General features: G+C 70.5%; 22 protein-coding genes, 1 tRNA gene and 1 riboswitch. Of the genes, 18 read left to right on the forward strand and 5 right to left on the reverse strand.

The genetic code is table 11. From position 1 onward, the window contains the following. Positions 1-6 precede the first annotated feature (6 nt). The 13 genes from EDD93_RS14855 to EDD93_RS14915 all read left to right on the forward strand — a co-directional run bounded on the left by EDD93_RS14855 (position 7) and on the right by EDD93_RS14915 (position 14,219). A complete protein-coding gene (locus EDD93_RS14855) occupies positions 7-975 on the forward strand; it encodes a glycosyltransferase family 2 protein (RefSeq protein WP_123525599.1) in 969 nt (322 codons plus the stop codon). Continuing rightward, positions 972-1,373, forward strand: coding sequence for a GtrA family protein (locus EDD93_RS14860; RefSeq protein ID WP_123525600.1), 402 nt, complete (start codon positions 972-974; stop codon positions 1,371-1,373). The genes EDD93_RS14855 and EDD93_RS14860 overlap by 4 nt, the downstream gene beginning before the upstream one ends. A gap of 137 nt (positions 1,374-1,510) precedes the next feature. Continuing rightward, positions 1,511-2,167, forward strand: a complete 657-nt coding sequence (locus EDD93_RS14865; RefSeq protein WP_123525601.1) for a SurA N-terminal domain-containing protein — start codon at positions 1,511-1,513, stop codon at positions 2,165-2,167. A 31-nt stretch (positions 2,168-2,198) separates the two neighbouring features. Further along, positions 2,199-3,167 carry a nucleoside triphosphate pyrophosphohydrolase gene (locus tag EDD93_RS14870; protein WP_123525602.1) on the forward strand — a complete coding sequence of 323 codons (969 nt, stop codon included), beginning with the start codon at positions 2,199-2,201 and terminating at the stop codon, positions 3,165-3,167. 9 nt (positions 3,168-3,176) lie between these two features. Next, positions 3,177-4,490 carry a cytochrome P450 gene (locus EDD93_RS14875; protein ID WP_260255738.1) on the forward strand — a complete coding sequence of 438 codons (1,314 nt, stop codon included), beginning with the start codon at positions 3,177-3,179 and terminating at the stop codon, positions 4,488-4,490. Between the two features lie 105 nt (positions 4,491-4,595). Further along, a complete protein-coding gene (locus tag EDD93_RS14880; protein ID WP_123525603.1) occupies positions 4,596-5,582 on the forward strand; it encodes a transglycosylase family protein in 987 nt (328 codons plus the stop codon). Between the two features lie 370 nt (positions 5,583-5,952). After that, positions 5,953-6,124: riboswitch (cyclic di-AMP (ydaO/yuaA leader) on the forward strand. A gap of 4 nt (positions 6,125-6,128) precedes the next feature. Beyond that, positions 6,129-6,893: a transglycosylase family protein gene (locus EDD93_RS14885; protein WP_123525604.1), complete on the forward strand. Its 765-nt coding sequence runs from the start codon at positions 6,129-6,131 to the stop codon at positions 6,891-6,893. Positions 6,894-7,201: 308 nt separating this feature from the next. Continuing rightward, complete coding sequence (eno, locus tag EDD93_RS14890) at positions 7,202-8,482, forward strand: phosphopyruvate hydratase (protein ID WP_024491435.1); 1,281 nt, start codon at positions 7,202-7,204, stop codon at positions 8,480-8,482. Positions 8,483-8,580: 98 nt separating this feature from the next. Then, positions 8,581-9,051, forward strand: a complete 471-nt coding sequence (locus EDD93_RS14895) for a septum formation initiator family protein (protein WP_123525605.1) — start codon at positions 8,581-8,583, stop codon at positions 9,049-9,051. Positions 9,052-9,131: 80 nt separating this feature from the next. Then, a complete protein-coding gene (locus EDD93_RS14900) occupies positions 9,132-9,671 on the forward strand; it encodes a DUF501 domain-containing protein (RefSeq protein WP_123525606.1) in 540 nt (179 codons plus the stop codon). A gap of 55 nt (positions 9,672-9,726) precedes the next feature. After that, on the forward strand, positions 9,727-10,668 hold the full coding sequence (locus EDD93_RS14905; RefSeq protein ID WP_123525607.1) for a Ppx/GppA phosphatase family protein: 942 nt from the start codon (positions 9,727-9,729) through the stop codon (positions 10,666-10,668). A 496-nt stretch (positions 10,669-11,164) separates the two neighbouring features. Further along, complete coding sequence (locus EDD93_RS14910; RefSeq protein ID WP_123525608.1) at positions 11,165-12,550, forward strand: NAD(P)/FAD-dependent oxidoreductase; 1,386 nt, start codon at positions 11,165-11,167, stop codon at positions 12,548-12,550. Positions 12,551-12,914: 364 nt separating this feature from the next. Continuing rightward, entirely contained in the window at positions 12,915-14,219 is a 1,305-nt protein-coding gene (locus EDD93_RS14915) for a cyclopropane-fatty-acyl-phospholipid synthase family protein (protein ID WP_123525609.1), read from the forward strand. 70 nt (positions 14,220-14,289) lie between these two features. Here EDD93_RS14915 and EDD93_RS14920 read toward each other — a convergent pair whose 3' ends face one another. Both EDD93_RS14920 and EDD93_RS14925 read right to left on the reverse strand, forming a co-directional pair. Further along, complete coding sequence (locus EDD93_RS14920; RefSeq protein WP_123525610.1) at positions 14,290-16,818, reverse strand: ABC transporter permease; 2,529 nt, start codon at positions 16,816-16,818, stop codon at positions 14,290-14,292. 107 nt (positions 16,819-16,925) lie between these two features. Continuing rightward, the gene (locus EDD93_RS14925; protein WP_123525611.1) at positions 16,926-17,696 is read right to left on the reverse strand and encodes an ABC transporter ATP-binding protein; all 771 of its coding nucleotides are present in this window, start codon (positions 17,694-17,696) and stop codon (positions 16,926-16,928) included. 629 nt (positions 17,697-18,325) lie between these two features. Between EDD93_RS14925 and EDD93_RS14930 the strand changes: the two genes are divergently transcribed. Then, positions 18,326-18,408, forward strand: a tRNA-Leu gene (locus EDD93_RS14930). 1 nt (position 18,409) lies between these two features. Here EDD93_RS14930 and EDD93_RS14935 read toward each other — a convergent pair. Next, positions 18,410-19,150: a hypothetical protein gene (locus EDD93_RS14935; protein ID WP_185092321.1), complete on the reverse strand. Its 741-nt coding sequence runs from the start codon at positions 19,148-19,150 to the stop codon at positions 18,410-18,412. A 106-nt stretch (positions 19,151-19,256) separates the two neighbouring features. Between EDD93_RS14935 and EDD93_RS14940 the strand changes: the two genes are divergently transcribed. Beyond that, on the forward strand, positions 19,257-19,919 hold the full coding sequence (locus EDD93_RS14940; protein WP_123525612.1) for a TetR/AcrR family transcriptional regulator: 663 nt from the start codon (positions 19,257-19,259) through the stop codon (positions 19,917-19,919). A gap of 77 nt (positions 19,920-19,996) precedes the next feature. After that, on the forward strand, positions 19,997-20,194 hold the full coding sequence (locus EDD93_RS14945; RefSeq protein ID WP_260255739.1) for a superinfection immunity protein: 198 nt from the start codon (positions 19,997-19,999) through the stop codon (positions 20,192-20,194). A 242-nt stretch (positions 20,195-20,436) separates the two neighbouring features. On the opposite strand, the gene EDD93_RS14950 is transcribed toward EDD93_RS14945, so the two are convergent. Both EDD93_RS14950 and EDD93_RS14955 read right to left on the reverse strand, forming a co-directional pair. Next, positions 20,437-20,910: a carboxymuconolactone decarboxylase family protein gene (locus tag EDD93_RS14950; protein ID WP_123525614.1), complete on the reverse strand. Its 474-nt coding sequence runs from the start codon at positions 20,908-20,910 to the stop codon at positions 20,437-20,439. A gap of 145 nt (positions 20,911-21,055) precedes the next feature. Further along, entirely contained in the window at positions 21,056-21,703 is a 648-nt protein-coding gene (locus EDD93_RS14955; RefSeq protein ID WP_148083867.1) for a hypothetical protein, read from the reverse strand. Between the two features lie 116 nt (positions 21,704-21,819). Here EDD93_RS14955 and EDD93_RS14960 point away from each other — a divergent pair, with 116 nt between their 5' ends. Together EDD93_RS14960 and EDD93_RS14965 are read left to right on the forward strand one after the other, a co-directional pair. After that, complete coding sequence (locus tag EDD93_RS14960; protein ID WP_123525616.1) at positions 21,820-22,647, forward strand: class I SAM-dependent methyltransferase; 828 nt, start codon at positions 21,820-21,822, stop codon at positions 22,645-22,647. Positions 22,648-22,687: 40 nt separating this feature from the next. Next, positions 22,688-23,293 (forward strand): DinB family protein, encoded by a 606-nt coding sequence (locus tag EDD93_RS14965; protein ID WP_123525617.1) that lies wholly within the window; start codon positions 22,688-22,690, stop codon positions 23,291-23,293. The last annotated feature ends 15 nt before the right edge of the window (positions 23,294-23,308 follow it).

The following is a 23,308-nucleotide window of genomic DNA, read 5'->3' on the forward strand; positions in this document are numbered from 1 at the left end:
ACATTCGTGCTGATCTCGCTGGTGGTGCCTTGCTTCAACGAGCAAGAGATACTCGAACGCTTCCATGAACGCGTGACGGATGAGATGACCCGGCTGGGTCATGACTTCCAGCTCGTGTACGTCGACGACGGGAGCGCGGACCGGACCCTGCCGATCCTGCGGCAGCTCGCCGCCGCCGACCCACGGGCCCGCTACGTCTCCTTCAGCCGCAACTTCGGCAAGGAGGCCGCCATGCTGGCCGGCCTCCAGCACGCCGAGGGCGACGCCGTCGTCATCATGGACGCCGACCTCCAGCACCCGCCGGAACTCGTCGGCCGCATGCTCGAAGAGCACGCGCACGGCTACGACCAGGTCATCGCCCGGCGCACCCGCAAGGGCGACCGCGTCACCCGGACGCTCACCGCGCGCGCCTACTACTGGCTGATCAACCGCCTCGTCGACGTCGAACTCGTCGACGGCGTAGGAGACTTCCGGCTGCTCTCCCGCCTGGCCGCCGACGCCGTACTCGAACTCACCGAGTACAACCGGTTCTCCAAAGGACTCTTCGCCTGGGTCGGCTTCCCCACCACCACCTTCAGCTACGAGAACGCCGTCCGCGAAGAGGGCCGGTCCGCCTGGACCTTCGGGAAACTCCTCAACTACGGGCTCGACGGACTCCTCTCCTTCAACAACAAGCCCCTGCGCGCCGCGCTCTACCTCGGCCTGCTGCTGCTGTCCCTCGCCCTCGTCTACTCCGGCTGGATCGTCGGCGTCGCCCTGGTGAAGGGCGTCGACACCCCCGGATACGTCACCCTCCTCGTCGTCGTCACCGCACTCGCCGGCGTCCAGATGGTGATGGTCGGGGTGGTCGGGGAGTACGTCGGCCGGATCTACTACGAGGTGAAGCGCCGCCCGCACTACCTGGTGCAGGACACCAACACCCGGCTCCGCCGCCCGGAAGCGGCACCGGAACCCCTGGAGTTCGTACGCCGATGACGGTCAAAGGACAGCTGGTCCGCTTCGCCCTCGTGGGCGTCGTGAACACCGGCACGTACTACGGCTGCTACCTCGCCCTGCTCACCCGGCTCCCCTACATAGCCGCGCACGCGGTCGCCTTCGCGCTCAGCATGGCCGGTTCGTTCTTCCTCAACTCCTGGTTCACCTACCGGACCAGACCCACCTGGCGGAAGTTCCTGCTCTTCCCGCTCACCAACGCCGCCAACTTCGTCATCACCACCGGCGGCGTCTACCTGCTGGTCGACCTGGCCGGCTTCAGCAGCCGCTACGCCCCGCTGGTCGCGGCGGCGGCCGCCATCCCGATCACCTTCGTGGTCTCGCGCACGATCATGCTGCGACCGGACACACCACCGAAACCCCCCGTACCGGTGCGCTGACAGGCCGGCCCGGGACCCCACATCCCCAACTCCTCCCGACTCGTTGGTCGAATCAGTGGCCCAGACCCGTTCCACTGCCTAACATCGATCACCGCAAGGCTTTGTGCATCGCCGCACAATCTCCTCGGGAGGCTCCTTTGCACCGCCGCCGTCGCACCGCGCTCACCGTCTCCGCCGTGACCCTCGTCGCAGCGCCCCTCCTCTCCGCCTGCGGCAGCCAGGCCCACCCCGGCGCTGCAGCCGTCGTGGGCGGCGACCGGATCGCGGTGTCCACCGTGCAGGCCCAGGTGGCGGACGTGCGCGACGCGCAGGGCAACTCCGCGCAGGCGGTGCAGGCCACCGACCAGTCCGGCCAGCTCGTCCGCGCCAAGCTGCACGGGATCATCCTGGACCGGGTCCTGGACCGGGCCTCGGCGGACGCCGGGGTCACCGTCAGCCGCGCGGAGATCCAGCAGATGCGCCAGTCGGCCGTCGCCCAGTACAAGGGGGAGAAGGGGCTGCAGGCCGCGGTGCTCCAGGAGCGCTGGCTCGCGCCCGGCCAGATCGACGCCTTCCTGCGCGAGCAGATCCAGCTGACCAAGCTCTCCCAGGCACTCGGCGCGGACCCGTCGACCCCGGCCGGCACGAAGGTACTCGGCGACACCCTGACGAAGGCCTCCAAGGCCCTCGCGGTCGACGTCAACCCGCGCTACGGCAGCTGGGACAACAAGCAGATCCAGCTCGGCGACTACAAGGCCCCCTGGATCAACCAGGTGACCAAGCCCGAGCCGACCACGGCGGAGGCCGGGGCGTAACAGCGGCCGCGCGGCCGGGTAGATTCGCAGCGTGAACGCTGAAGACCCCGGCCGTATCGTCCTGCTCACCGCCAGCCACCGCGTCGCGCCCGGACTGCTGTCCTGGCCCGCCTGGCAGACGCTGCACGCCGCCGACCGGGTGCTCTGCGGGGAGCCCGGCCAGCCGCAGCTGCCGTACCTGCGCGAGGCGGGCATCACCGTCGAGCCGGCCGTTCCCGACGCCGAGGAGCTCGTCGCCTCCTGCGCGGGGGGCCGGACCGTGGTGGTCCTCACCGGCGGCGAGGGCAACCAGCCGCTGACCGACGGGCTGGCACGGCTGGCCGGTTCGGGGCGGGTGCAGATGCCGGACCTGGAGCTGCTGCCCGGTTCCTACGACCTGCCGGGCGCACGCCTCCTCGATCTCGTCCAGGTCATGGACCGGATCCGGATCGAGTGCCCCTGGACCTCGCAGAAGACCCACAAGGGCCTCGCCAAGTACGCCATCGAGGAGGCGTACGAGCTCGTCGAGGCGATCGAGGACGGCGACCGCGAGGAGCTGCGCGAGGAGCTCGGCGACGTACTGCTCCAGGTCGTCTTCCACGCGCGCATCGCCGAGGAGGACGAGCAGGAGCCGTTCTCGGTGGACGACGTCGCCGCCACCCTCGTCGAGAAGCTGATCCACCGCCACCCGCACGTCTTCGGCGACGAGACCGCCGAGACCCCGGAGGACGTCCACGCACACTGGCTGCGGACCAAGGCGATCGAGAAGCAGCGCGAGTCCGTCACCGACGGCGTCCCCCTCGGCCAGCCCGCCCTGGCACTCGCCGCGAAGCTGGCCGGCCGCGCCGCCACCGCCGGACTCGACGTGCCGCTCCCCGAGGGCGAGGCCGGCGACATCGGCTACCGCCTCCTCGCCCTGGCCGTCCGCGCCCAGGAGGACGGCACCGACCCGGAAGCCGCCCTGCGCGCCGCCGGCCGCGCCTACCGGGACGCCATCAGGACGGCGGAGGGCAACGGATAACGTCGGGGGGTGAACGACAGCCCCGCCGACACCGGCCCCGCCCACCCGGCCGACGCCGTGCCGCCCGCCCCCGAACTCTTCACGTGGGAGTTCGCCACCGACCCGTACCCCGCGTACGCCTGGCTGCGCGAGCACAGCCCCGTCCACCGCACCACGCTGCCCAGCGGGGTCGAGGCCTGGCTGGTGACGCGGTACGCGGACGCCAGGCAGGCCCTCGCCGACGCCCGGCTGTCCAAGAACCCGGCCCACCACGCCGAGTCCGCGCACGCCAAGGGGAAGACGGGGATCCCGGGCGAGCGCAAGGCGGAGCTGATGACGCATCTGCTGAACATCGACCCGCCCGACCACACCCGGCTGCGGCGTCTGGTGTCCAAGGCGTTCACGCCCCGGCGCATCGCGGAGTTCGCGCCGCGCGTGCAGGAGCTGACGGACCGCCTCATCGACTCCTTCGCCGAGAAGGGGGAGGCGGACCTCATCCACGAGTTCGCCTTCCCTCTCCCCATCTACGCGATCTGCGACCTGCTGGGCGTCCCGCCCGAGGACCAGGACGACTTCCGGGACTGGGCGGGCATGATGATCCGCCACGGCGGCGGCCCGCGCGGCGGGGTGGCCCGCTCCGTGAAGAAGATGCGCGGATATCTGCTCGAACTCATCCACCGCAAGCGCGAGAACCCCGGGGACGACCTGATCTCGGGGCTCATCCGGGCGAGCGACCACGGTGAGCACCTGACCGAGAACGAGGCCGCCGCGATGGCCTTTATCATCCTGTTTGCCGGTTTTGAGACGACAGTGAACCTCATCGGCAACGGCGTACACACCCTGCTGGGTCACCCGGAGCAGCGCGAGCGGCTCCAGCGGTCCCTGGCCGAGGGGGAGACGGGGCTGCTGGCCACCGGGGTCGAGGAACTGCTGCGGTTCGACGGCCCGGTGGAGCTCGCGACCTGGCGCTACGCCACGGAGCCGCTGACCATCGGCGGGCAGCGGGTCGACGCGGGCGACCCCGTGCTCGTGGTGCTCGCCGCCGCCGACCGGGACCCGGAGCGCTTCGACGGCCCGGACACGCTCGACCTCTCACGGCGTGACAATCAGCACCTCGGCTACGGACACGGCATCCATTACTGCCTGGGAGCACCGCTCGCCCGGCTGGAGGGACAGGCCGCGCTGGCCACGCTGTTGAAACGCCTTCCGGACCTGCGACTTGCGGGGGAAGCTGCCGATTTGCGCTGGCGTGGCGGGCTCATCATGCGTGGACTGCGCACGCTCCCGGTGGAGTTCACCCCCGGGGCCGTCGCCGGTGAAGGTGACACTCTGTCAACATTGTGACTTTCGCGTGATCTCCGCTGCATCGACTTGTGACACACGTTCGAGTCCCGCTAGGTTCACCGTTCGACTCACCAGTCACTTGTCAGTCACACGGAAGGCATTCCCATGGGCTCCGCGAACGGCAGACACCGTCGCCCTCGGCAGGCACCCGCGATCATCGTCGCCGCAGGCGTGACCGGATCGGCCATCGCCATCCCGCTGCTCGGTGCGGCAGGTGCGCACGCCGCCGACGCCTCGACCTGGGACCGGGTCGCGGAGTGCGAGAGCGGCGGCATGTGGAGTGCCGACCTCGGCAACGGTTTCTACGGCGGCCTGCAGTTCTCGCAGGAGGTCTGGAAGTCCTACGGCGGCGATGCGTACGCCCCGCGCGCGGACCTCGCCAGCCGCTCGCAGCAGATCGCCGTGGCGGAGAAGGTGCTGGACGACCAGGGGCCGAAGGCGTGGCCCAGCTGCGCCGTCCTCTCCGGCCTCGCCGCGGACGGATCCATGCCGGGCGTCGACCCGGGCGTCGATCCGGCCGCCACCCCGGCCGCCGACCCGTCAAAGAGCGCGGACCCGTCCGCGAGTGCCGACCCGTCGAAGAGTGCTGACCCGTCGAAGAGCGCCGACCCGTCGGACGACGCGGCCGAGGACAGGACGAAGGCCCCGTCGGACGACACCACGGCCGACCCGGCCGGCAGCAAGGACCGCAAGCCGGACGCCTCGGCCTCCCCGGACGCCACGCCTCCGGCTTCCGGCTCCTCCGGCTCCTCCGGCGCGACCGGCCCCGCAGACGGCCGGGACGAGGCCTCCCCGGACGCCGAGGCGGGCGGCAAGCACCGCGGCGCCCCGGCCCCGGAGCGGACCGGCGACGGGCGGGACTCGGGGCGGCACGCCTCGCGCGGCGAGGGTGCCGGGCGCGCCGAGGGTGCGCCTGCCGCCGACGGCACCTACACCGTCCGGCCCGGCGACAACCTCTGGGCGATCGCCGACGCGCAGGAGCTGCCCGGCGGCTGGACCGGGCTGTACGAGGCCAACAAGGCGGCCGTCGGCTCCGACCCGGACCTCATCCTGCCCGGTCAGCACCTCGACCTCGGCGTGAAGACCGGCTGAAAGCGGCTGGGGGCGACCGGCTGAGGCCCAGTCAGGGCCGCCCTGGGAGCCGTCGCGGAAACGACCGTGGGAACGGTCTGATCAACAGCTGAAAACACCTCGGATCCGGGGTACTTAAGAGGCCTATGTCCCACTTTGAACTAAGTGAGACATGGGTCTCTTTGCGTGAACTGGCGCGTCTTGTCCGTGAGCTCCCTCCGCATCCGTTCCGACCTGCGCAAACAGGCGTTTATCCGATGCAAGGAAGGGCTGTTTATCCGGTATGTCCTTCTTTGAATGTAGGGGTTGCGTGTGTTTACGGTCAGAACCGCTCGCACCGCGGGCCCCGTCGACCGTCACGCCGAATCCTGCCGTCGGTCGAAGGGAACAGACGCGTAAAGCGCCGTAGGCAGGAGCGGGGGACCCAGGTAAGTGCCGGGCCCGATCGTCGCAGGACGGATCAGGACCGGCTTGGGGTTAAGTCGTGCGCTAGGACGCGCGACCGGGCAACTCACTTGGCCCGAACCCGACAGCTCACCTCGCAGGCGTCGGTGAGGAGAAGTCTCGATGCTGCTTAACAGCAAGGGCAACAAGCACCGCCGCCCGTCCAAGGCCGTCCGTATCGCCACCCTCGCCGGTGTGACCGGTGCCGCCATCGCCGTGCCCCTGATGGGTGCCACCGGCGCCTCCGCCGCCTCCGTCTCCACGTGGGACGCGGTCGCCCAGTGCGAGTCCGGCGGCAACTGGTCCATCAACACCGGCAACGGCTACTACGGCGGTCTGCAGTTCTCGCAGTCCAGCTGGGCCGCCGCCGGCGGTACGCAGTACGCGGCCCGCGCCGACCTCGCCAGCAAGTCCCAGCAGATCGCCGTGGCCGAGAAGCTCCTCGACATGCAGGGACCGGGCGCCTGGTCCTGCGCCGGTGCCGGCAACCTGAGCAACGACGGTGTGGACCCGGGCGTCGACACCGGCTCCGCCGCCCCCAAGCAGGAGTCCGCCCCCAAGCAGGAGTCCGCTCCCAAGCAGGAGTCCGCCCCGGCCCAGCAGGCCGAGCCGAAGAAGGCCGAGCGCACCGAGGCCCCGGCCACCAACCGCTCGGAGCGCTCGACCGCCCCCAAGGCCGAGCAGAAGAAGACCGTGACCACCCCGACCGGCGAGAAGGTCAAGAAGGGTGACGGCGAGTACAAGGTCGTCACCGGCGACTCGCTGAGCAAGATCGCGGCCGACCACGACGTCAAGGGCGGCTGGGAGCAGCTGTTCAAGCTGAACAAGGACATCGTCAAGGACGCCGACATGATCTTCCCGGGTCAGCAGCTGCACCTGGTGAAGTAGTTCGGCACTCTCCTCGCCGATCGCCCGGCCCGGCCCGCGTCTTCCCCTCCACGCGTGCCGGGCCGGGGTCCGTCGGTCGCCGGTCCGCGGGCTCGGCGGCCCGGGAATCTCCGGGCCGATTGTTCAACTGTTGTAGTTACTGGTCAGTAAATTTCTGGCTGTTCGCCCCGCTATGACCGCTCTTGGGTCCTTTTTCGTCCCAGGGGACGGGCGGGCGGCCGACTGAGACGGCCGGGCCGGTTAGGCTCTTGTCGCAAGGCCAAAGTGACCCTGCACAACCAGCGTCATATCCCAGAAGGAGATGCCTCGTGCCGTCCATCGACGTCGTCGTAGCCCGGGAAATCCTCGACTCCCGGGGCAACCCCACGGTCGAGGTCGAGGTTGGCCTCGACGACGGCAGCACGGGTCGTGCTGCCGTTCCGTCCGGAGCCTCCACCGGTGCGTTCGAGGCCATTGAGCTTCGCGACGGTGACCCCAACCGCTACCACGGGAAGGGCGTCGAGAAGGCGGTCCTCGCCGTGATCGAGCAGATCGGCCCGGAGCTCGTCGGCTACGACGCGACCGAGCAGCGGCTGATCGACCAGGCCATGTTCGACCTGGACGCCACCGAGAACAAGGGCTCGCTCGGCGCCAACGCCATCCTCGGCGTCTCGCTCGCCGTCGCCCACGCCGCGTCCGAGGCCTCGGACCTGCCGCTGTTCCGCTACCTCGGTGGCCCGAACGCGCACCTGCTGCCCGTCCCGATGATGAACATCCTCAACGGTGGGTCGCACGCCGACTCCAACGTGGACATCCAGGAGTTCATGATCGCCCCGATCGGCGCGGAGTCCTTCTCCGAGGCCCTGCGCTGGGGCGCCGAGGTCTACCACACCCTGAAGAAGGTCCTGAAGACCAAGGGCCTGTCCACCGGACTCGGTGACGAGGGCGGCTTCGCGCCGAACCTGGAGTCCAACCGCGCCGCGCTCGACCTCATCGTCGAGGCGATCAAGGAAGCCGGTTACGCCCCCGGCAAGGACATCGCGCTCGCGCTCGACGTCGCCGCGTCCGAGTTCTACAAGGACGGCACGTACGAGTTCGAGGGCAAGTCCCGCTCGGCCGCCGAGATGACCGAGTACTACGAGGAGCTCGTCTCCGCGTACCCGCTGGTCTCCATCGAGGACCCGCTGTACGAGGACGACTGGGCCGGCTGGAAGGTCATCACCGACAAGATCGGCGCCAAGGTGCAGATCGTCGGCGACGACCTCTTCGTCACCAACCCGGAGCGCCTGGCCCGGGGCATCGAGGAGGGCTCGGCCAACGCCCTGCTCGTCAAGGTCAACCAGATCGGTTCGCTGACCGAGACCCTGGACGCCGTCGAGCTGGCCCAGCGCAACGGCTTCAAGTGCATGATGTCCCACCGCTCCGGCGAGACCGAGGACGTCACCATCGCCGACCTCGCGGTCGCCGTGAACTGCGGCCAGATCAAGACCGGCGCCCCGGCCCGCTCGGACCGTGTCGCCAAGTACAACCAGCTGCTGCGCATCGAGGAGATCCTCGACGACGCCGCGGTGTACGCGGGCCGCTCGGCGTTCCCGCGGTTCAAGGGCTGACAAGCCCGACCGGGTCCAGCGACCCGGCCTCCGTCCGTCCCCGCACTCGGTCCCGTACCGTGTGCGGGGACGGACGTGCGTAATGGGGAGGCGGAGACATGGCCGCGAAGGACCGGGACCGGTTCTCCACCGCGACCCGGCTGAGGCTGCTCGGTGAGCAGACCGCAGCCCGCGTCTACCGTTCCCAGAGCAAGCGCCAGGCCCGCCGCTCCCGCCTCACCGGCCGGGCGGCCTTCCTGGCCCTGGTCGTCTGCTCCCTGATCGTCGCCCTCGCGTACCCGATGCGGCAGTACGTGTCGCAGCGCGACGAGATCGCGGATCAGGAGCGGCTCGCGCAGGAGGCCGAGGCACGCACCGAGGAGCTGCGCGACGAGAAGGCGCGCCTCCAGGACGACGCCTACATCAAGCGGCTGGCCCGTGAGCACCTGCACTACCTTCTTCCGGGGGAGACCGGCTACACCGTGGTCGATCCCGACGCGGTCAAGGAGCGCAACGGAGAGCCGGACGAGTCCGGCCGACCGTGGCACTCCAACCTGTGGGACGGCGTCGACAGCGCCGACCGTGGCTGACCCGCGTTCCCGTCATTTCGCATTTCCCCGTTCGTCTGCGGTACCGCAGTTCAAGGGGCCCGATCAGAACCTAGGCAGGCATGGAAACGCCCCCTCCCCAGACCGAGTCCACCGCGCCCACCGACGCGGACATCGCCGCGTTCCAGCAGCAGCTGGGGCGCCCGCCGCGTGGGCTGCGCGCCATCGCGCACCGCTGCCCGTGCGGCAACCCGGACGTGGTCGAGACGCAGCCCCGGCTGGAGGACGGTACGCCGTTCCCCACGACGTACTACCTGACGTGCCCGCGTGCGGCGTCCGCGATCGGCACGCTGGAGGCGAACGGGGTCATGCGGGAGATGACCGAGCGCCTCGGTACGGATCCCGCGCTGGCGGCCGCGTACCGGGCCGCGCACGAGGACTACATCGCGCGGCGTGACGCCATCGAGGTGTTGGAGGGCTTCCCGAGCGCGGGGGGCATGCCGGACCGGGTGAAGTGCCTGCACGTGCTCGTGGGGCACTCGCTGGCCGCGGGGCCGGGGGTGAACCCGCTGGGGGACGAGGCGATCGCGATGCTGCCGGAGTGGTGGCGCAAGGGCCCGTGCGTGTCGCCGTGCGGCGGGCCGGACTCGGACGAGGGCTGACCCGGGGGCTCCGCCCCCGTACCCCGATCCTCAAACGCCGGAGAGGCTTGAAGACATGACGCGTGTGGCCGCCATCGACTGCGGTACCAACTCGATCCGTCTGCTGGTGGCGGACGCCGACCCCGCAACCGGGGAGTTCACCGAGCTCGACCGGCGGATGGAGATCGTCCGGCTCGGCCAGGGCGTCGACCGGACCGGGCGGCTCGCCCCCGAGGCGCTGGAGCGGACGTTCGCCGCGTGCCGGCAGTACGCGGCGGTGATCAAGGAGCACGGCGCCGAGAGGGTCCGCTTCGTCGCCACCTCGGCCTCCCGGGACGCGGAGAACCGGGACGACTTCGTCCGGGGGGTGCTGGACATCCTGGGCGTCGAGCCCGAGGTGATCAGTGGTGACCAGGAGGCGGAGTTCTCCTTCGACGGGGCCACCAAGGAGCTCGCCGGGCGCGACGACCTGGCGAAGCCGTACCTCGTCGTGGACATCGGCGGCGGCTCGACCGAGTTCGTCGTCGGCGACGACCGGGTGCGGGCGGCCCGGTCCGTGGACATCGGCTGCGTGCGGATGACCGAGCGCCATCTCTCGCGGGACGGCGCGGTCGTCGACCCGCCCACGCCGGAGGCGGCCGACGCGATCCGCGCGGACGTCGCCGCCGCGCTGGACCTGGCCGGGCGCAGCGTCCCGCTCACCGGGGCCGGCACGCTCGTGGGCCTGGCCGGCACGGTCACCACGGTGGCCGCGATCGCACTGGGCCTGGAGGAGTACGACTCGGCGGCGATCCACCACTCACGGGTCTCCCTGGAGCAGGTCCGGGAGATCACCGGGCGGCTGCTCTCCTCGACCCACGCCGAGCGTGCCGCGATCGGCGCGATGCACCCGGGACGGGTCGACGTGATCGCCTCCGGGGCGCTGATCCTGCTGGCCGTCATGGAGCGGACCGGGGCCCACGAGGTGGTCGTCAGCGAGCACGACATCCTCGACGGGATCGGCTGGTCCGTCGCGTAGGGCCTGTCCGGCGGGCGGGCCGCTGAGCGCCCTCCTGAGGCCTGCGCGCGGGGCCTGGGAGGGCGGGGTGCCGGTGGGTGCACAAACCTTGCTCATACGCATTCCTGCCTGCACCTTTGAGCCGCTGAGGGTCACCCCGGGGAGCCCTTCGGGGACACGCCGCGACGAACTTCGTGAACTTCTTCACAAGGAATTGGGTCCGTGGGGGCGGACTTCTGCTCCGGACGGGCCCGCAGGAGCGTGTGCGGGGTCACTCGCGGCGTGAACGGAGTGGTTCCGGGAGTGTTGCGGGAGTGTGAACCGGGCGGGTGGTCCACCTCGCCCGGTGACTCAAGGGCCAGCTCACAAGCGGTGAACAACGTTCGCCACGGCGCTGTGGTTCCCTGCCGGGGCCATGACCTGGGTCACGTGGGCGGCGAAGTGTAGCAGAGGGTGGGCCATACCTTGTGAAGGGGCTCACGAGCTCGCCCCCCGGGAGGGGTGGATACTCGATGGCATGAGCACCACGGAGCGTCCCAGGATCCTCGTAGTAGGCGGTGGGTACGTAGGCCTGTACGCAGCTCGGCGCATTCTGAAGAAGATGCGCTACGGAGAGGCGACCGTCACGGTCGTCGACCCCCGGTCGTACATGACCTACCAGCCCTTCCTCCCCGAAGCTGCTGCCGGCAGCATCTCGCCCCGGCACGTCGTCGTCCCGCTGCGACGCGTGCTGCCGAAGGCCGAGGTTCTCACCGGCCGCGTCACGACCATTGACCAGGACCGCAAGGTCGCCACGGTCGCGCCGCTCGTCGGCGAGGCCTACGAGCTGCCCTTCGACTACCTGGTCATCGCGATGGGCGCCGTCTCGCGCACCTTCCCGATCCCCGGCCTGGCCGAACAGGGCATCGGCATGAAGGGCATCGAGGAGGCCATCGGCCTGCGCAACCACGTACTGGAGCAGCTGGACAAGGCTGACTCGACGACCGATGAGGATGTCCGCCGCAGGGCGCTCACCTTCGTCTTCGTGGGCGGCGGCTTCGCCGGTGCGGAGACCATCGGCGAGGTCGAGGACATGGCCCGCGACGCGGCGAAGTACTACACGAACGTGAAGCGCGAGGACATGCGCTTCGTGCTCGTCGACGCCGCCGACAAGATCCTTCCCGAGGTCGGTCCGAAGCTGGGCACCTGGGGCCGGGAGCACCTGGAGTCCCGTGGTGTCGAGGTCTTCCTCTCGACCTCCATGGACTCCTGCGTCGACGGTCACGTGGTGCTGAAGAACGGCCTCGAGGTCGACTCCAACACCATCGTGTGGACGGCCGGCGTGAAGCCGAACCCGGCGCTGGCCCGCTTCGGCCTGCCGCTCGGTCCGCGCGGTCACGTGGACACCACCGAGAAGCTCCAGGTGCAGGGCACCGACTACATCTGGGCCGCGGGCGACAACGCCCAGGTCCCGGACATGGTCGGCCGCAAGGCCGGCAACCCGAACGCCTGGTGCCCGCCGAACGCCCAGCACGCGCTGCGTCAGGCCAAGGTCCTCGGCGACAACGTCATCTCCGGGATGCGCGGCTTCCCGCAGGGCGAGTACAGCCACGCCAACAAGGGTGCGGTCGCCGGTCTGGGCCTGCACAAGGGCGTCGCGATGATCGTCGTGGGCAAGGTGAAGATCAAGCTCAAGGGCCGTCTCGCCTGGTACATGCACCGTGGCTACCACGGCGTGGCGATGCCGACCTGGAACCGCAAGATCCGGATCTTCGCCGACTGGACCCTGGCGATGTTCCTCAAGCGCGAGGTCGTCTCGCTCGGCGCCATGGAGACTCCGCGCGAGGAGTTCTACGAGGCCGCCAAGCCGGCCCCGGCCCCCGCCGCCGCCCAGCCGGTGGGCGAGAAGGCCAAGGCCTCCTAGCGCACCCCGGGCCGGGGGCCCAGTACCTCCCGGTCCGCGTGCGGATACCCGTATCCGCACGGAACGCAGTCGTACGACGCCCGAAGGGGCCGTCCGCCATCCGTGGTGCGGGCGGCCCCTTCGGCGTATCGGCACGGGGCGGGGCGGGGCACCGTACAGGGGGAGCGGGGCCAGTGACCCGGCGGATGCATGGTTCATACAGGTATTTTGCCGTTCCATTGCGCGGTAGCGGGATGGCACGGCCGCCGGAAACTGTTGAGGGGGGTGTACCTCGTCACGGCGCCAACGGGTGCCGCGGCGTGGTCCGAGACATGTGTGGGCATGTCTGGGCACGTTGGGAAACACCATCACGGAGGTGTGCGCCATGGCAGACGCCGCGTTGCGGCTGACCGCTCTCGCCCAGGAGTTGCTGGGAGAACCCCTACCGGTCCGGATCCGGGCCTGGGACGGCAGCGAATCCGGACCGCCCGAGGCCCCCGCCCTCGTCATCAGGAGCCGTCGCGCCCTGCGCCGGCTGCTGTGGAAGCCGGGCGAACTGGGCCTCGCCCGCGCCTGGGTGGCCGGGGAACTCGACATCGAAGGCGATCTGTACGAGGCCCTGGACCTGGTGGCCGGGCTGATCTGGGACCGCGGGGCGGAGGCGAAGGACAGCATCCACCCGGTCCGCGACCCGAAGATCCGGGCGGCCGCCAAGGGGCTGCTGCAGCTCGCCGGCCCCTGGCCGCCGCCCCCGCCGCCACCGGAGGAGGTGCGCCGCCGCACCGGGGCCCTGCACACCAAGCGCCGCGACAAGGAGGCCATCAGCCACCACTACGACGTGGGCAATGACTTCTACGAACTGGTCCTCGGCCCGTCCATGGTCTACTCCTGCGCCTACTGGGAGGACGGCGGAACCCTTGAGGACGCCCAGCGCGACAAGCTCGACCTGGTCTGCCGCAAGCTCGCCCTGAAGGAGGGGGACCGCCTCCTGGACGTCGGCTGCGGCTGGGGGTCCATGGCGATCCACGCGGCCCGCGAGTACGGCGCCCGGGTCACCGGTGTGACCCTCTCCACCGAACAGGCGGCCTTCGCCAGGAAGCGCATCGCCGAGGAGGGCCTGACCGACCGGATCGAGATCCGGGTCCAGGACTACCGGGACGTCAGGGACGGCCCGTACGACGCCATCTCCTCCATCGGGATGGCGGAACACGTCGGATCGGTCCGCTACCGCGAGTACGCCGACGACGTCTACGCACTCCTCAAGCCCGGCGGGCGCCTCCTCAACCACCAGATCGCCCGCCGCCCGGAGAAGGACGAGTCCGCCTACCACGTGGACGAGTTCATCGACGCCTACGTCTTCCCGGACGGTGAGCTGGCGCCGCTGGGCCGGACCGTCGCGACCCTTGAGGAAGCCGGTTTCGAGGCCCGCGACGTCGAGTCGCTCCGCGAGCACTACGCGCTGACCCTGCGCCGCTGGGTCGCCAACCTGGAGAAGGACTGGAACCTCGCGGTGAGGATGACCTCGCCCGGCCGGGCCAGGGTCTGGCGCCTGTACATGGCCGCCTCCGCGCTCTCCTTCGAGCACAACAAGATCGGTGTCAACCAGATCCTGGCCGTCCGGCCGGCGGAGGGCGGAACCGCCCGGATGCCGCTGCGCGCCCGGGACTGGAAGGCGTCCGCGACCGGCTGAACCGTGCACACGTGAGAGGGCCGGTGTCCGTGACCACGGACACCGGCCCTCTCACGTGTGCCGTCCGGCGCTACTCGGTCTTGATCGCCGTCAGCATGTTGAGCTTCGCGGCGTTGCGGGCCGGCCACATCGCGGCCAGCACCCCCACCAGTGCGGCCAGCAGCAGGAAGAGCGCGATCCTGCCCCACGGCACGACCAGGGCGTACTGCGGGATCTGGGACGAGGCCGCCTGGCCGATCGCCCAGCCCAGGAACAGGCCCAGCCCGATCCCGACCAGCGCGCCGAACACCGAGATGACCACGGCCTCCAGACGGATCATGCGCTTGACCTTGCGCCGGTCCAGGCCGATCGCCCGCAGCATGCCGATCTCCTGCTGCCGCTCGAACACCGACATGGCCAGCGTGTTGACGACGCCGAGCACCGCGATGATCAGGGCCATCCCCAGCAGCCCGTACATGATGTTCATCATCAGGTTGATGGTGCCGCCGAACATGTCCCGGATGTCCTGGCGGTCCATGACGCTCATGCCCGGGTTGTCACCGAGGGCGTTCACCACGGCCTGCTCGTTGGCCGTGCTCGAACCGCCGTCCGTCTTGACCCAGATCTCGCGGATGTCCGCACGGCCCTCGTGCGGGGCCACCTTGTCGCGGGGGATCACGACCGGCGACAGGAACTCGTTGTCCTTGTAGAGCGCCCCGATCCTCAGGTTCTCCTTCTTGTCGTCCTCGTAGGTGACCGGGACGCTGTCCCCGGTCTTCCAGCCGTTGGACTTCGCGGTCTTTTCCGAGACGGCGATCGCGCCGCTGCCCAGGGAGTCCATCGAGCCCGAGAGGGTGTCGACGCTGAGGACCTTCTGCACGTCGCCGGGGGTGACGCCGGACGCCGACAGGTTCGCCTTCCCGACCGACAGCCAGACGGACTGCGTGGGTGAGACGGCGGTGACGCCGTCGGCCTTCTCCAGGGCCGTGAGCGCCGACTCGTCGAGCGAGTCCCCGCTCGCCATCGACACCATGTAGTCGGCCTTGATGTTGTCCGTGGTCATCCGGTCGACCGCCTGGCCGAGGGTGACGCCCAGGACCGAGATGCCGGTGACGAGGGTGAGACCGATCGCCAGCGCCGAGGCGGTGGCGCCGGTACGCCGGGGGTTGCGCACCGCGTTCTGCGCGGCCAGCTTGCCGGAGACCCCGAACAGCCTCTGCAGCATCGGGCGGAGCAGGGCGATCACCGGGCGGGACAGCAGCGGGATGAGGATGATGATGCCGATCAGTGCCAGGAAGGCACCGGCCGCGATGGCCGCCTGGGCAGAGTTTCCGGACCGTGCCGCACCGGCCACGACCGTCGCCGCGCCGAGCAGCGTGATGACCGCGCCGATCGAGTTGCGCACCACCAGGGACTTCACGGAGGCCACCGAGTACATGCTGTTCATCGCCGCGACCGGCGGGATCTTCGCGGCCCGGCGGGCGGGCAGCCAGGCGGCCAGCACGGTGATCAGGACGCCGACCGCGAGGGCGGCGATGATCGTGGTCGGCGCGACCACCAGCGGACCGGCCGGGATCTTGCCGCCGATCAGGCTCATCGCGGAGCGCAGCCCGACGGCCAGACCGAGGCCCACCGCGAAGCCGATGACGGAGGCGACCAGACCGACCACGGCGGCTTCGAGCAGCACCGAGCGCTTGACCTGGCGGCGCGAGGCGCCGACGGCACGCAGCAGCGCCAGCTCCTTGGTGCGCTGCGCGACCAGCATGGTGAAGGTGTTGGCGATCAGGAAGACGCCGACGAAGAGGGCGATTCCCGCGAAGGCGAGCAGCAGCTTGTTGAGGCTGCCCAGGCTGGACTCGATCTGCTTGGCCTGCTCGTCGGCGCGGACCTTGCCGGTCTTGGCCTCCGCGTCCTTGGGCAGCAGCGGCTTCACCGCGGCCAGCACCTGCTGGTCGGAGGTGCCGGGTGCGGCGGTGACGGAGACGTCCTGGAACTCGCCGGGCCGCAGGAACAGCTTCTGGGCGACGTCGGAGTCGAAGAGCACCAGGCTGCCGCCGGCGTTGACCGCGCCGTCCTCGGTGGTGAAGACCCCGGACAGGGTGTACTCCTTCACCGGTCCGTTCGTGGCGACCCGTACCTTGTCGCCGACCTTGTACTCGCCCTTCTCCGCGGTGTCCCGGTCCAGGGCGATCCGGCCGTCGGCGGTGGGGCCCGTGCCGTCGGTGAAGTCGTACTGCGCGTCCTTGCCGCCCTTGCCCGGGGCGAAGTTGCCGCCGGTGTTGGTCCAGCCGTTGCCGATCAGCTTGCCGTCCGTGCCGGCGACCCCGGCGAAGCCGGAGACCCGGCCGGTGGCGCTCGCCACCCCGTCCAGGGCGCGGATCTTCTTCAGGGTGGCGGCGTCGACGCCGGGCGTCTCGGCGTCGCGCTGGTCGGCGTAGGTGGTGACCGCGACGGCGACGTCGTCGTAGTTCTTCGCCGACTGGTTGCGGAAGGCGTTTCCGAGGGTGTCGGTGAAGACCAGAGTGCCGGAGACGAAGGCCACGCCGAGCATCACGGCGAGGACGGTCATCAGCAGCCTGGCCTTGTGCGAGAGCACATTGCGCAGGGCGGTACGGAACATGGCTGTGTCCTGGAGGGGAGGGGGTTCCGGAAAGAGGCATGGATCGGGCGTCGCGCGGCACGGGGCGGCGCGACGCAGGGGCCGGGGCGGCGGCCTGGGGGCTCGGCTCAGCTGGTGCGGCCCTTGGCGTCGAATGCCTTCATCCGGTCCAGCACCCCGTCCGCGGTGGGGTGCATCATCTGGTCCACGATCGCCCCGTCCGCGAGGAAGATGACCCGGTCCGCGTAGGAGGCGGCCGCCGGGTCGTGGGTCACCATGACCACGGTCTGGCCCAGCTCGCGCACCGAGTTGCGGAGGAAGCCGAGGACCTCGGCGCCGGAGCGCGAGTCCAGGTTGCCGGTCGGCTCGTCACCGAAGATGATCTCCGGCTGCGAGGCCAGGGCGCGAGCCACCGCGACGCGCTGCTGCTGGCCGCCGGAGAGCTCCGTGGGCCGGTGCTTCAGGCGGTCGGTGAGGCCCACCATCTCGATGACCTTGTGCAGCCACGCCTGGTCGGGCTTGCGGCCGGCGATGTCCATCGGCAGCGTGATGTTCTCCAGCGCCGTCAGCGTCGGCAGCAGGTTGAACGCCTGGAAGATGAATCCGATCTTGTCCCGTCGCAACTGGGTGAGCTGCTTGTCCTTGAGGGAGCCCAGCTCCGTCTCCCCGATCCGCACCGAGCCGCTGCTGAAGCTGTCGAGACCGGCCACGCAGTGCATCAGCGTGGACTTGCCGGAACCCGACGGGCCCATGATCGCGGTGAACTCGCCCTGCGGGAAGTCCACGGTGACCCGGTCCAGCGCGGTCACCTTGGTCTCGCCCTCTCCGTAGACCTTCGACAGTTCCGTGGCGCGTGCAGCCACCGCGGTGGCGCGGTGAGCGGTGGTCATGGTGGTCACGGGAGGCTCCAGGGTCGGGTTCGTACGGGGCGGGAGGACCTTCGGGTCCGCCGGCAGGAGGGCGCCGCATGACGCGGCGTCCTCCTCGACGGCACTGCTCCATCGTCTCCGCCGATCCGCCGCGGATCGTCAGTCCCGGTGCCCGTTCCCGGGGCCGCCTTGAGTCGCACCGACGGGCGCTCGCGTCCTCCTGCGGTATGACACCGCCCCCGAGACGGCTGACGCCGCCCGTGGTCCGCCCGGCCTTGCGCGGCCGCCGTGTTCGTGCCCTCGCTGCCAGGGGAAACGCCCCGTGTTCATGATCACAGGCGCGGTCCTGGCGCCCCGGAGAACCCGGTCGGGCAGCCGGTTTTGGGCCGGGCTGACGGCTCCGTCGGCCGGCAGGGGTGGCGCGCCCCTGGCGATCCGTGGCGCGCCCCTGGCGAATCGGCTGTGTGGGTGCGGCGAATTCACGTCAATTCGGATTGCCGCTTGTCACGCCCACAACCCTGTCAGGCGTGTGACTATGCCTCTCGGGTGTGCTGACGCACCCTCAAGCGGTCAATAAAATAAGACAACATCGAGCCACTGTTCGGCCGATCGGGGGAGCCCCCCGGATAGGGTCATGTGCCAACGCGGAGCCGCGCCAAGCCCGGATGGTGGAATGCAGACACGGCGAGCTTAAACCTCGCTGCCCCTCGGGGGCGTACCGGTTCAAGTCCGGTTCCGGGCACTCAATCCGCGACATGGATCGAGTGCCGACGCGGCCGATTCGGCAGGTCCCCCGCGAGGGCGTCGGGTGCGGGGCGGTCCGGGGCGCGGCGGGTGAGTGCGTGGACGGCGCAGCCCAGGACGAAACCGTAGACGGACACCAGGCCGTGGCCGTTCGACTGGGCGAACCAGACCACCAGGCCGAGCACGGGCACGCCGGCCGCCAGCAGGATCTCCTTCGGGCGCTCCCGGCCGGGCCGGCGTGTGTGCAGTGTGCGCAGGAGCAGCGCCGCCGACAGGGTCGCGGCGAGGAAGTACGTGGCGCCGGAGCTTCCGGCGAAGTTGCGGGGGTCGGTGCTGTGCCCGTGCTCGCCGAACAGCGCGTCGACGTAGCCGGGCAGGAGGATGCCGGCGAGGAACAGGCCCAGCGTGAGGGGCGCGCCCCAGAACCAGTTGGCCAGGGCGGCGATGACGGCGAGGGTGGCGAGGTTCCACGCCCCGCCGAGCGGGCCGCCGTTCTGCAGGAACGTCGAGGTGAGGGTCCGCCACCAGCCGGACCTGGCCGGGTCGCTGTCGAGGGCGTCCATCGCGCCCGACCAGCAGAGCTGGGTGACCACCCCGGCGACGGCGAGCGAGGTCAGCCCCACCGCCGCCCACGGGACGCGCCGCCCTCGCAGGGTGTCCTGGCCGAGCAGGGTCAGTCCGCCGTTGAGCATCAACATCATCAGTGCCGCCGTGGTCACGTTGAACAGCAGTCCGCCCATCGTCACCACCCCCCTTCAAACGCTGTTTGAATCCCGTCGGTGACGACAGTAGACGCGTCTGCCGCAGTTTTCAAACGGTGTTTGAAAGTCGGCTACAGTGGGGCCCATGAAGCTGAGCACGGACCGGATCATCGACGCGGGCATGGCGGTGTTCGCCGAAGCGGGCTACCACGGGCTGTCCATGCGCCAGGTGGCGAAGCGGCTCGACGCGCACGCCGGCAGCATGTACTACCACGTGCCCAACAAGAGCGCCCTGCTCCAGCTGATGGCCGACCGGCTGGCTCAGCAGGCGTACGACGCGGGCACGGCCGCCCTGGCCGCCCTGCCCGACGCGGCCGGCTGGCCGGAGCGGGTCGAGGCCCAGGCCGTCTCGCTCCGGCGGAGCCTGCTGAGGCACCCCGGCGGCGCGGTCATGTTCGCCGACAGCCCGAAGGTGCTCAGCACCGGAGCGCTGTCCCTGATGGAGCGGCTGCTGCGGACGCTGAAGGACACCGGCGTCCGGGACGAGCACCTGGGCATCGCCGGTGACACGGTGCTCAGCCACATCACCGGCTACGTGCTCCAGGAGCAGGGCGAGCCCCCCGCCGTCGAGGCCGACGCCGAGGACGTCGCCGAGCTCCACCGGCGCTTCCCGCTCACCGTGGCCGCGGCGTCCGGGCAGGACCAGGACGAGAAGTTCGTCCGCAGCGTCCGGCTGCTCTGCGCCGGAATCGGGGCGCTCGACGAAGCCGGGGCCCGGCGTCGGTCACCCTCCGATGATCTTGACTGACGCACTGTGGACATCGAAGGGCGGCTGTGGAGAATTGACCTCCACATCTGTTCGTACTGGGGGGCTGCATGAGCGTTATGTCAATCGGCTGGTTAGCACTGATAGTCGTCATCCTGCTGGCCTATTTCCTGCCGACCATCGTCGCCTTCGCGCGAGGGGTGTCGAACAGCGGCTCCGTACTCGTGCTGAATCTGTTTCTCGGCTGGACCCTGGTGGGCTGGGTCGTGGCACTGGCGATGGCGTCGCGCAGTACCGCGCCGCGCCCGGGGATGTAAGTCGTCCGGCCGTGTGCTGATTTCCCGACCGGGGAATCCGTGAACACGTCCTGCCTGCTCATCGGTGTGTTCGCCCTGGTGGCACTCAGTCCGCTGGGGCGGACCGCCCGGCAACCGCGCGGAGCGCGCTCTGGCGGCTCCGCGCCGCGTCCGGGTGTGCGGCTTCCCGGAGAACCCGTTCTCCTGACGGGCGCGGAAGGCCCGGGGGCCTCCCGCGCCCGCGCGCCGGACGGTGCCTGCCGCTATCCGTGCATGCCGACCTGGTAGTCGCCGGCGGGCTGCTGGACGATCACGTTCAGGCGGTTGAAGGTGTTGATCACGGCGATGGCGCACACCAGGGCGGCGAGCTGGTCGTCGTCGTAGTACTTGGCGGCGTTCGCCCAGACCTCGTCCGGGACGCCGCCGGCCGCGTCCGCGATACGGGTGCCCTGCTCGGTCAGCTCCAGGGCGGCGCGCTCGGCGTCGGTGAAGACGGTGGCCTCCCGCCAGGTCGCGACCAGGTTGATGCGCACCGCGCTCTCCCCGGCGTGCGCGGCCTCCTTGGTGTGCATGTCGAGGCAGCCGGCGCAGCCGTTGATCTGGCTGGCGCGGATCCTGACCAGCTCCTGCGTCGCGAGCGGCAGCGTCGACTCCTTGAGCGCGTTGCCTGCCGCGATGATGTGCTTGAGGGACTTGGCCGCGACCGGGCTGTCGAAGGGCTTCAAGCGGGCGTTCATGGTGCACTCCCTTGAGGTTTCGGTGCCTGTATCTCTCTGACCGATCAGGCCGGCAAAATGTGACAGCCCTGGATGTGACCCGCGTCTCACTGTCGCGGCTCGCGCTCCCACCCGCCTCCCGGCCCCCGTTTCGCGACGCGGTCGCTCACTCACCGGGGCGTCGGGGAGCGCCCGCCGTCCCGGCTCTCACCTCGTCCATCAGCTCGTCCAGGGCCTCTCGCGCGAGGGGGACAAAGCGCCGCTGCATGGCCTCCACGAGGCGGCCCGTCTCCGCCGCGGCGGAGCGGTAGCGCTCCGTCCGCTCCTCGCTCGGCGGTCCCTCGCCCAGTTCCATCAGGTACTCGATGGGCGGGTGAATGTGCCCGTCCACGGCCTCGGCCCAGTCGGCGGCCGCTTGCGCCACCGGGGCGGGACCTTCGAGCTGGACCCGGTTGGCCGCCTGCCGAGTGGCCCGTACGGCGTCGATGGCGAGGCCGCGTCTGGTGTCGTACCGATGCCGGTCGTAGGGGTCCGACGTCAGCCGGGCCAGCTGCCAGACCGCCCCGTGCGCCTCGTACGCGGCGTCCATCAGCCCCTGGTAGGCGGCCTGCCTGCTGTCCCTGCGCCATTTACGGTGCTCGACCCGCAGATCGCGGCGCCGGGCGCGGTCGTCCGCGGCCTCCTGGCGCTGCTGCTGCCGCCCCAGTGCCTCGTCCTTGCGGCGCTCGGTCCGCGCGGCCGCGAGCGCCGTCAGTCCGCTGCCGAGCAGGGTGCCGCCGACCGCGACGGCTGTGGTCATCCAGGTGCTCTCCATGGCGGGAGATTGTGCGCCGGTGCGGCGGCGGGCAGGAAGGGCCCGTGGTCGCGGACCGGGCCGGACGTCACAACGGCCTTTCTGAAGAGGGGAGTTACGCACGGTACTGTCGCGCCATGTCTCAGTCGTCGTCGCCACGGGTACCGGCACGGTCATCGGCATCGGCCTCTGCACCGTCATCGGCATCGGTGGCCGACTTCTACGACGCACTGGCCGGCGACTACCACCTCGTCTACGCGGACTGGGACGCCGGCATCCGCCGCCAGGGCGCCGCCCTGGACGCGTTGATCGGCCGGGAGCGGGCCGAGGTGCTCGACTGCTCCTGCGGCATCGGCACCCAGGCCATCGGCCTCGCGCTGCGCGGGCACGACGTCACCGGGACCGACCTCAGCCCCCGCGCCGCCGCACGCGCCGCCCGTGAGGCCGAGCGCCGAGGGCTCGGCCTGCGTACGGCCGCCGCCGACATGCGGTGCCTGCCGTTTCCCGACGGCCGGTTCGACGTCGTCGTCTGCGCCGACAACTCACTGCCGCACCTGCTGACCGCGCAGGACGTGCACGCCGCGCTGGCGGAGATGCGCCGCGTGCTGCGGCCGGGCGGTCTGCTGCTGGTCAGCACCCGCCCCTACGACGAACTGCTGCGCGAGCGCCCCGTTTCCACGGCTCCCCAGGCCCACCCCGCCGACGACGACGAGGAACGGAACGTCACCTTCCAGCTCTGGCACTGGCACGAGGACGGCGAGCACTACGACCTCGAGCACTTCCAGCTCCTGGCGGCGGCCCCGCAGGCGGAGTGGCGCGTCCGGGTCCGCCGCGCCACCTACTGGGCGCTGGGCAGGGACCGGCTCGCCTCGTTCGCCGCCGGGGCCGGGTTCGCCGGGCCGCAGTGGCGGATGCCCGACGAGTCCGGTTTCTTCCAGCCGCTGCTCGTGGCCCGCGCGCGATAAGCCGTTGGACGCGGGGCGCGCGCCTGACAGATTCGGGTTCATGACCGCGACCACGACCGGCCACAAGCGAGACCTCCGCCTCTATCTGCAGGATGCCCGCGACACCTTCCTCTGGAAGCTCGAAGGAGCGTCCGAGTACGACATCCGGCGCCCGCTGACCCCGACCGGCACCAACCTGCTGGGGCTGGTCAAGCACGTGACCGGAGCCGAGGCGTTCTACTTCGGCGCCGCCTTCGGGCGGCCCGTCGAGGCGCCGGATCTCTGGATCGCCGGGGACGCCGAGCCGAACGCGGACCTGTGGGCCACCGCCGACGAGACACGTGCGGAGATCGTCGCCGGGTACCGCCGGGTGTGGGCCCACTCGGACGCGACGATCGACGCGCTGGACCTGGACGCCGTCGGCCGGCTCCCCGGGGAAGCGGGGACCGAGCTGACGCTCCACCGGATCCTCGTCCACATGGTCGCCGAGACCCAACGGCACGCCGGGCACGCCGACATCGTCCGGGAACTCGTCGACGGGACCACGGGCCTGCGGGCCGGGAGCGACAACATGGCCTCCGGCGACGCGGCCTGGTGGGCGAGCCACCGGGACCGGGTGGAGCGCGCGGCCCGGGAGGCCCCGGACGCGTTGACGCCGCGCCCGTGACTACGCCTCGCCCGT

Origin of the sequence: Streptomyces sp. 840.1, assembly GCF_003751445.1 — a bacterium.
Lineage (GTDB): Bacteria > Actinomycetota > Actinomycetes > Streptomycetales > Streptomycetaceae > Streptomyces.

Bases quoted from the DNA above. Each gene is read 5' to 3' on its own strand.
- EDD93_RS14860 (WP_123525600.1), top strand. From the start codon at position 972: ATGACGGTCAAAGGACAGCTGGTCCGCTTCGCCCTCGTGGGCGTCGTG.
- EDD93_RS14880 (WP_123525603.1), top strand. From the start codon at position 4,596: ATGGGCTCCGCGAACGGCAGACACCGTCGCCCTCGGCAGGCACCCGCG.
- EDD93_RS14885 (WP_123525604.1), top strand. From the start codon at position 6,129: ATGCTGCTTAACAGCAAGGGCAACAAGCACCGCCGCCCGTCCAAGGCC.
- EDD93_RS14895 (WP_123525605.1), top strand. From the start codon at position 8,581: ATGGCCGCGAAGGACCGGGACCGGTTCTCCACCGCGACCCGGCTGAGG.
- EDD93_RS14900 (WP_123525606.1), top strand. From the start codon at position 9,132: ATGGAAACGCCCCCTCCCCAGACCGAGTCCACCGCGCCCACCGACGCG.
- EDD93_RS14905 (WP_123525607.1), top strand. From the start codon at position 9,727: ATGACGCGTGTGGCCGCCATCGACTGCGGTACCAACTCGATCCGTCTG.
- EDD93_RS14910 (WP_123525608.1), top strand. From the start codon at position 11,165: ATGAGCACCACGGAGCGTCCCAGGATCCTCGTAGTAGGCGGTGGGTAC.
- EDD93_RS14915 (WP_123525609.1), top strand. From the start codon at position 12,915: ATGGCAGACGCCGCGTTGCGGCTGACCGCTCTCGCCCAGGAGTTGCTG.
- EDD93_RS14920 (WP_123525610.1), bottom strand. From the start codon at position 16,818: ATGTTCCGTACCGCCCTGCGCAATGTGCTCTCGCACAAGGCCAGGCTG.
- EDD93_RS14935 (WP_185092321.1), bottom strand. From the start codon at position 19,150: ATGGGCGGACTGCTGTTCAACGTGACCACGGCGGCACTGATGATGTTG.
- EDD93_RS14940 (WP_123525612.1), top strand. From the start codon at position 19,257: ATGAAGCTGAGCACGGACCGGATCATCGACGCGGGCATGGCGGTGTTC.
- EDD93_RS14945 (WP_260255739.1), top strand. From the start codon at position 19,997: ATGTCAATCGGCTGGTTAGCACTGATAGTCGTCATCCTGCTGGCCTAT.
- EDD93_RS14950 (WP_123525614.1), bottom strand. From the start codon at position 20,910: ATGAACGCCCGCTTGAAGCCCTTCGACAGCCCGGTCGCGGCCAAGTCC.
- EDD93_RS14955 (WP_148083867.1), bottom strand. From the start codon at position 21,703: ATGGAGAGCACCTGGATGACCACAGCCGTCGCGGTCGGCGGCACCCTG.
- EDD93_RS14960 (WP_123525616.1), top strand. From the start codon at position 21,820: ATGTCTCAGTCGTCGTCGCCACGGGTACCGGCACGGTCATCGGCATCG.
- EDD93_RS14965 (WP_123525617.1), top strand. From the start codon at position 22,688: ATGACCGCGACCACGACCGGCCACAAGCGAGACCTCCGCCTCTATCTG.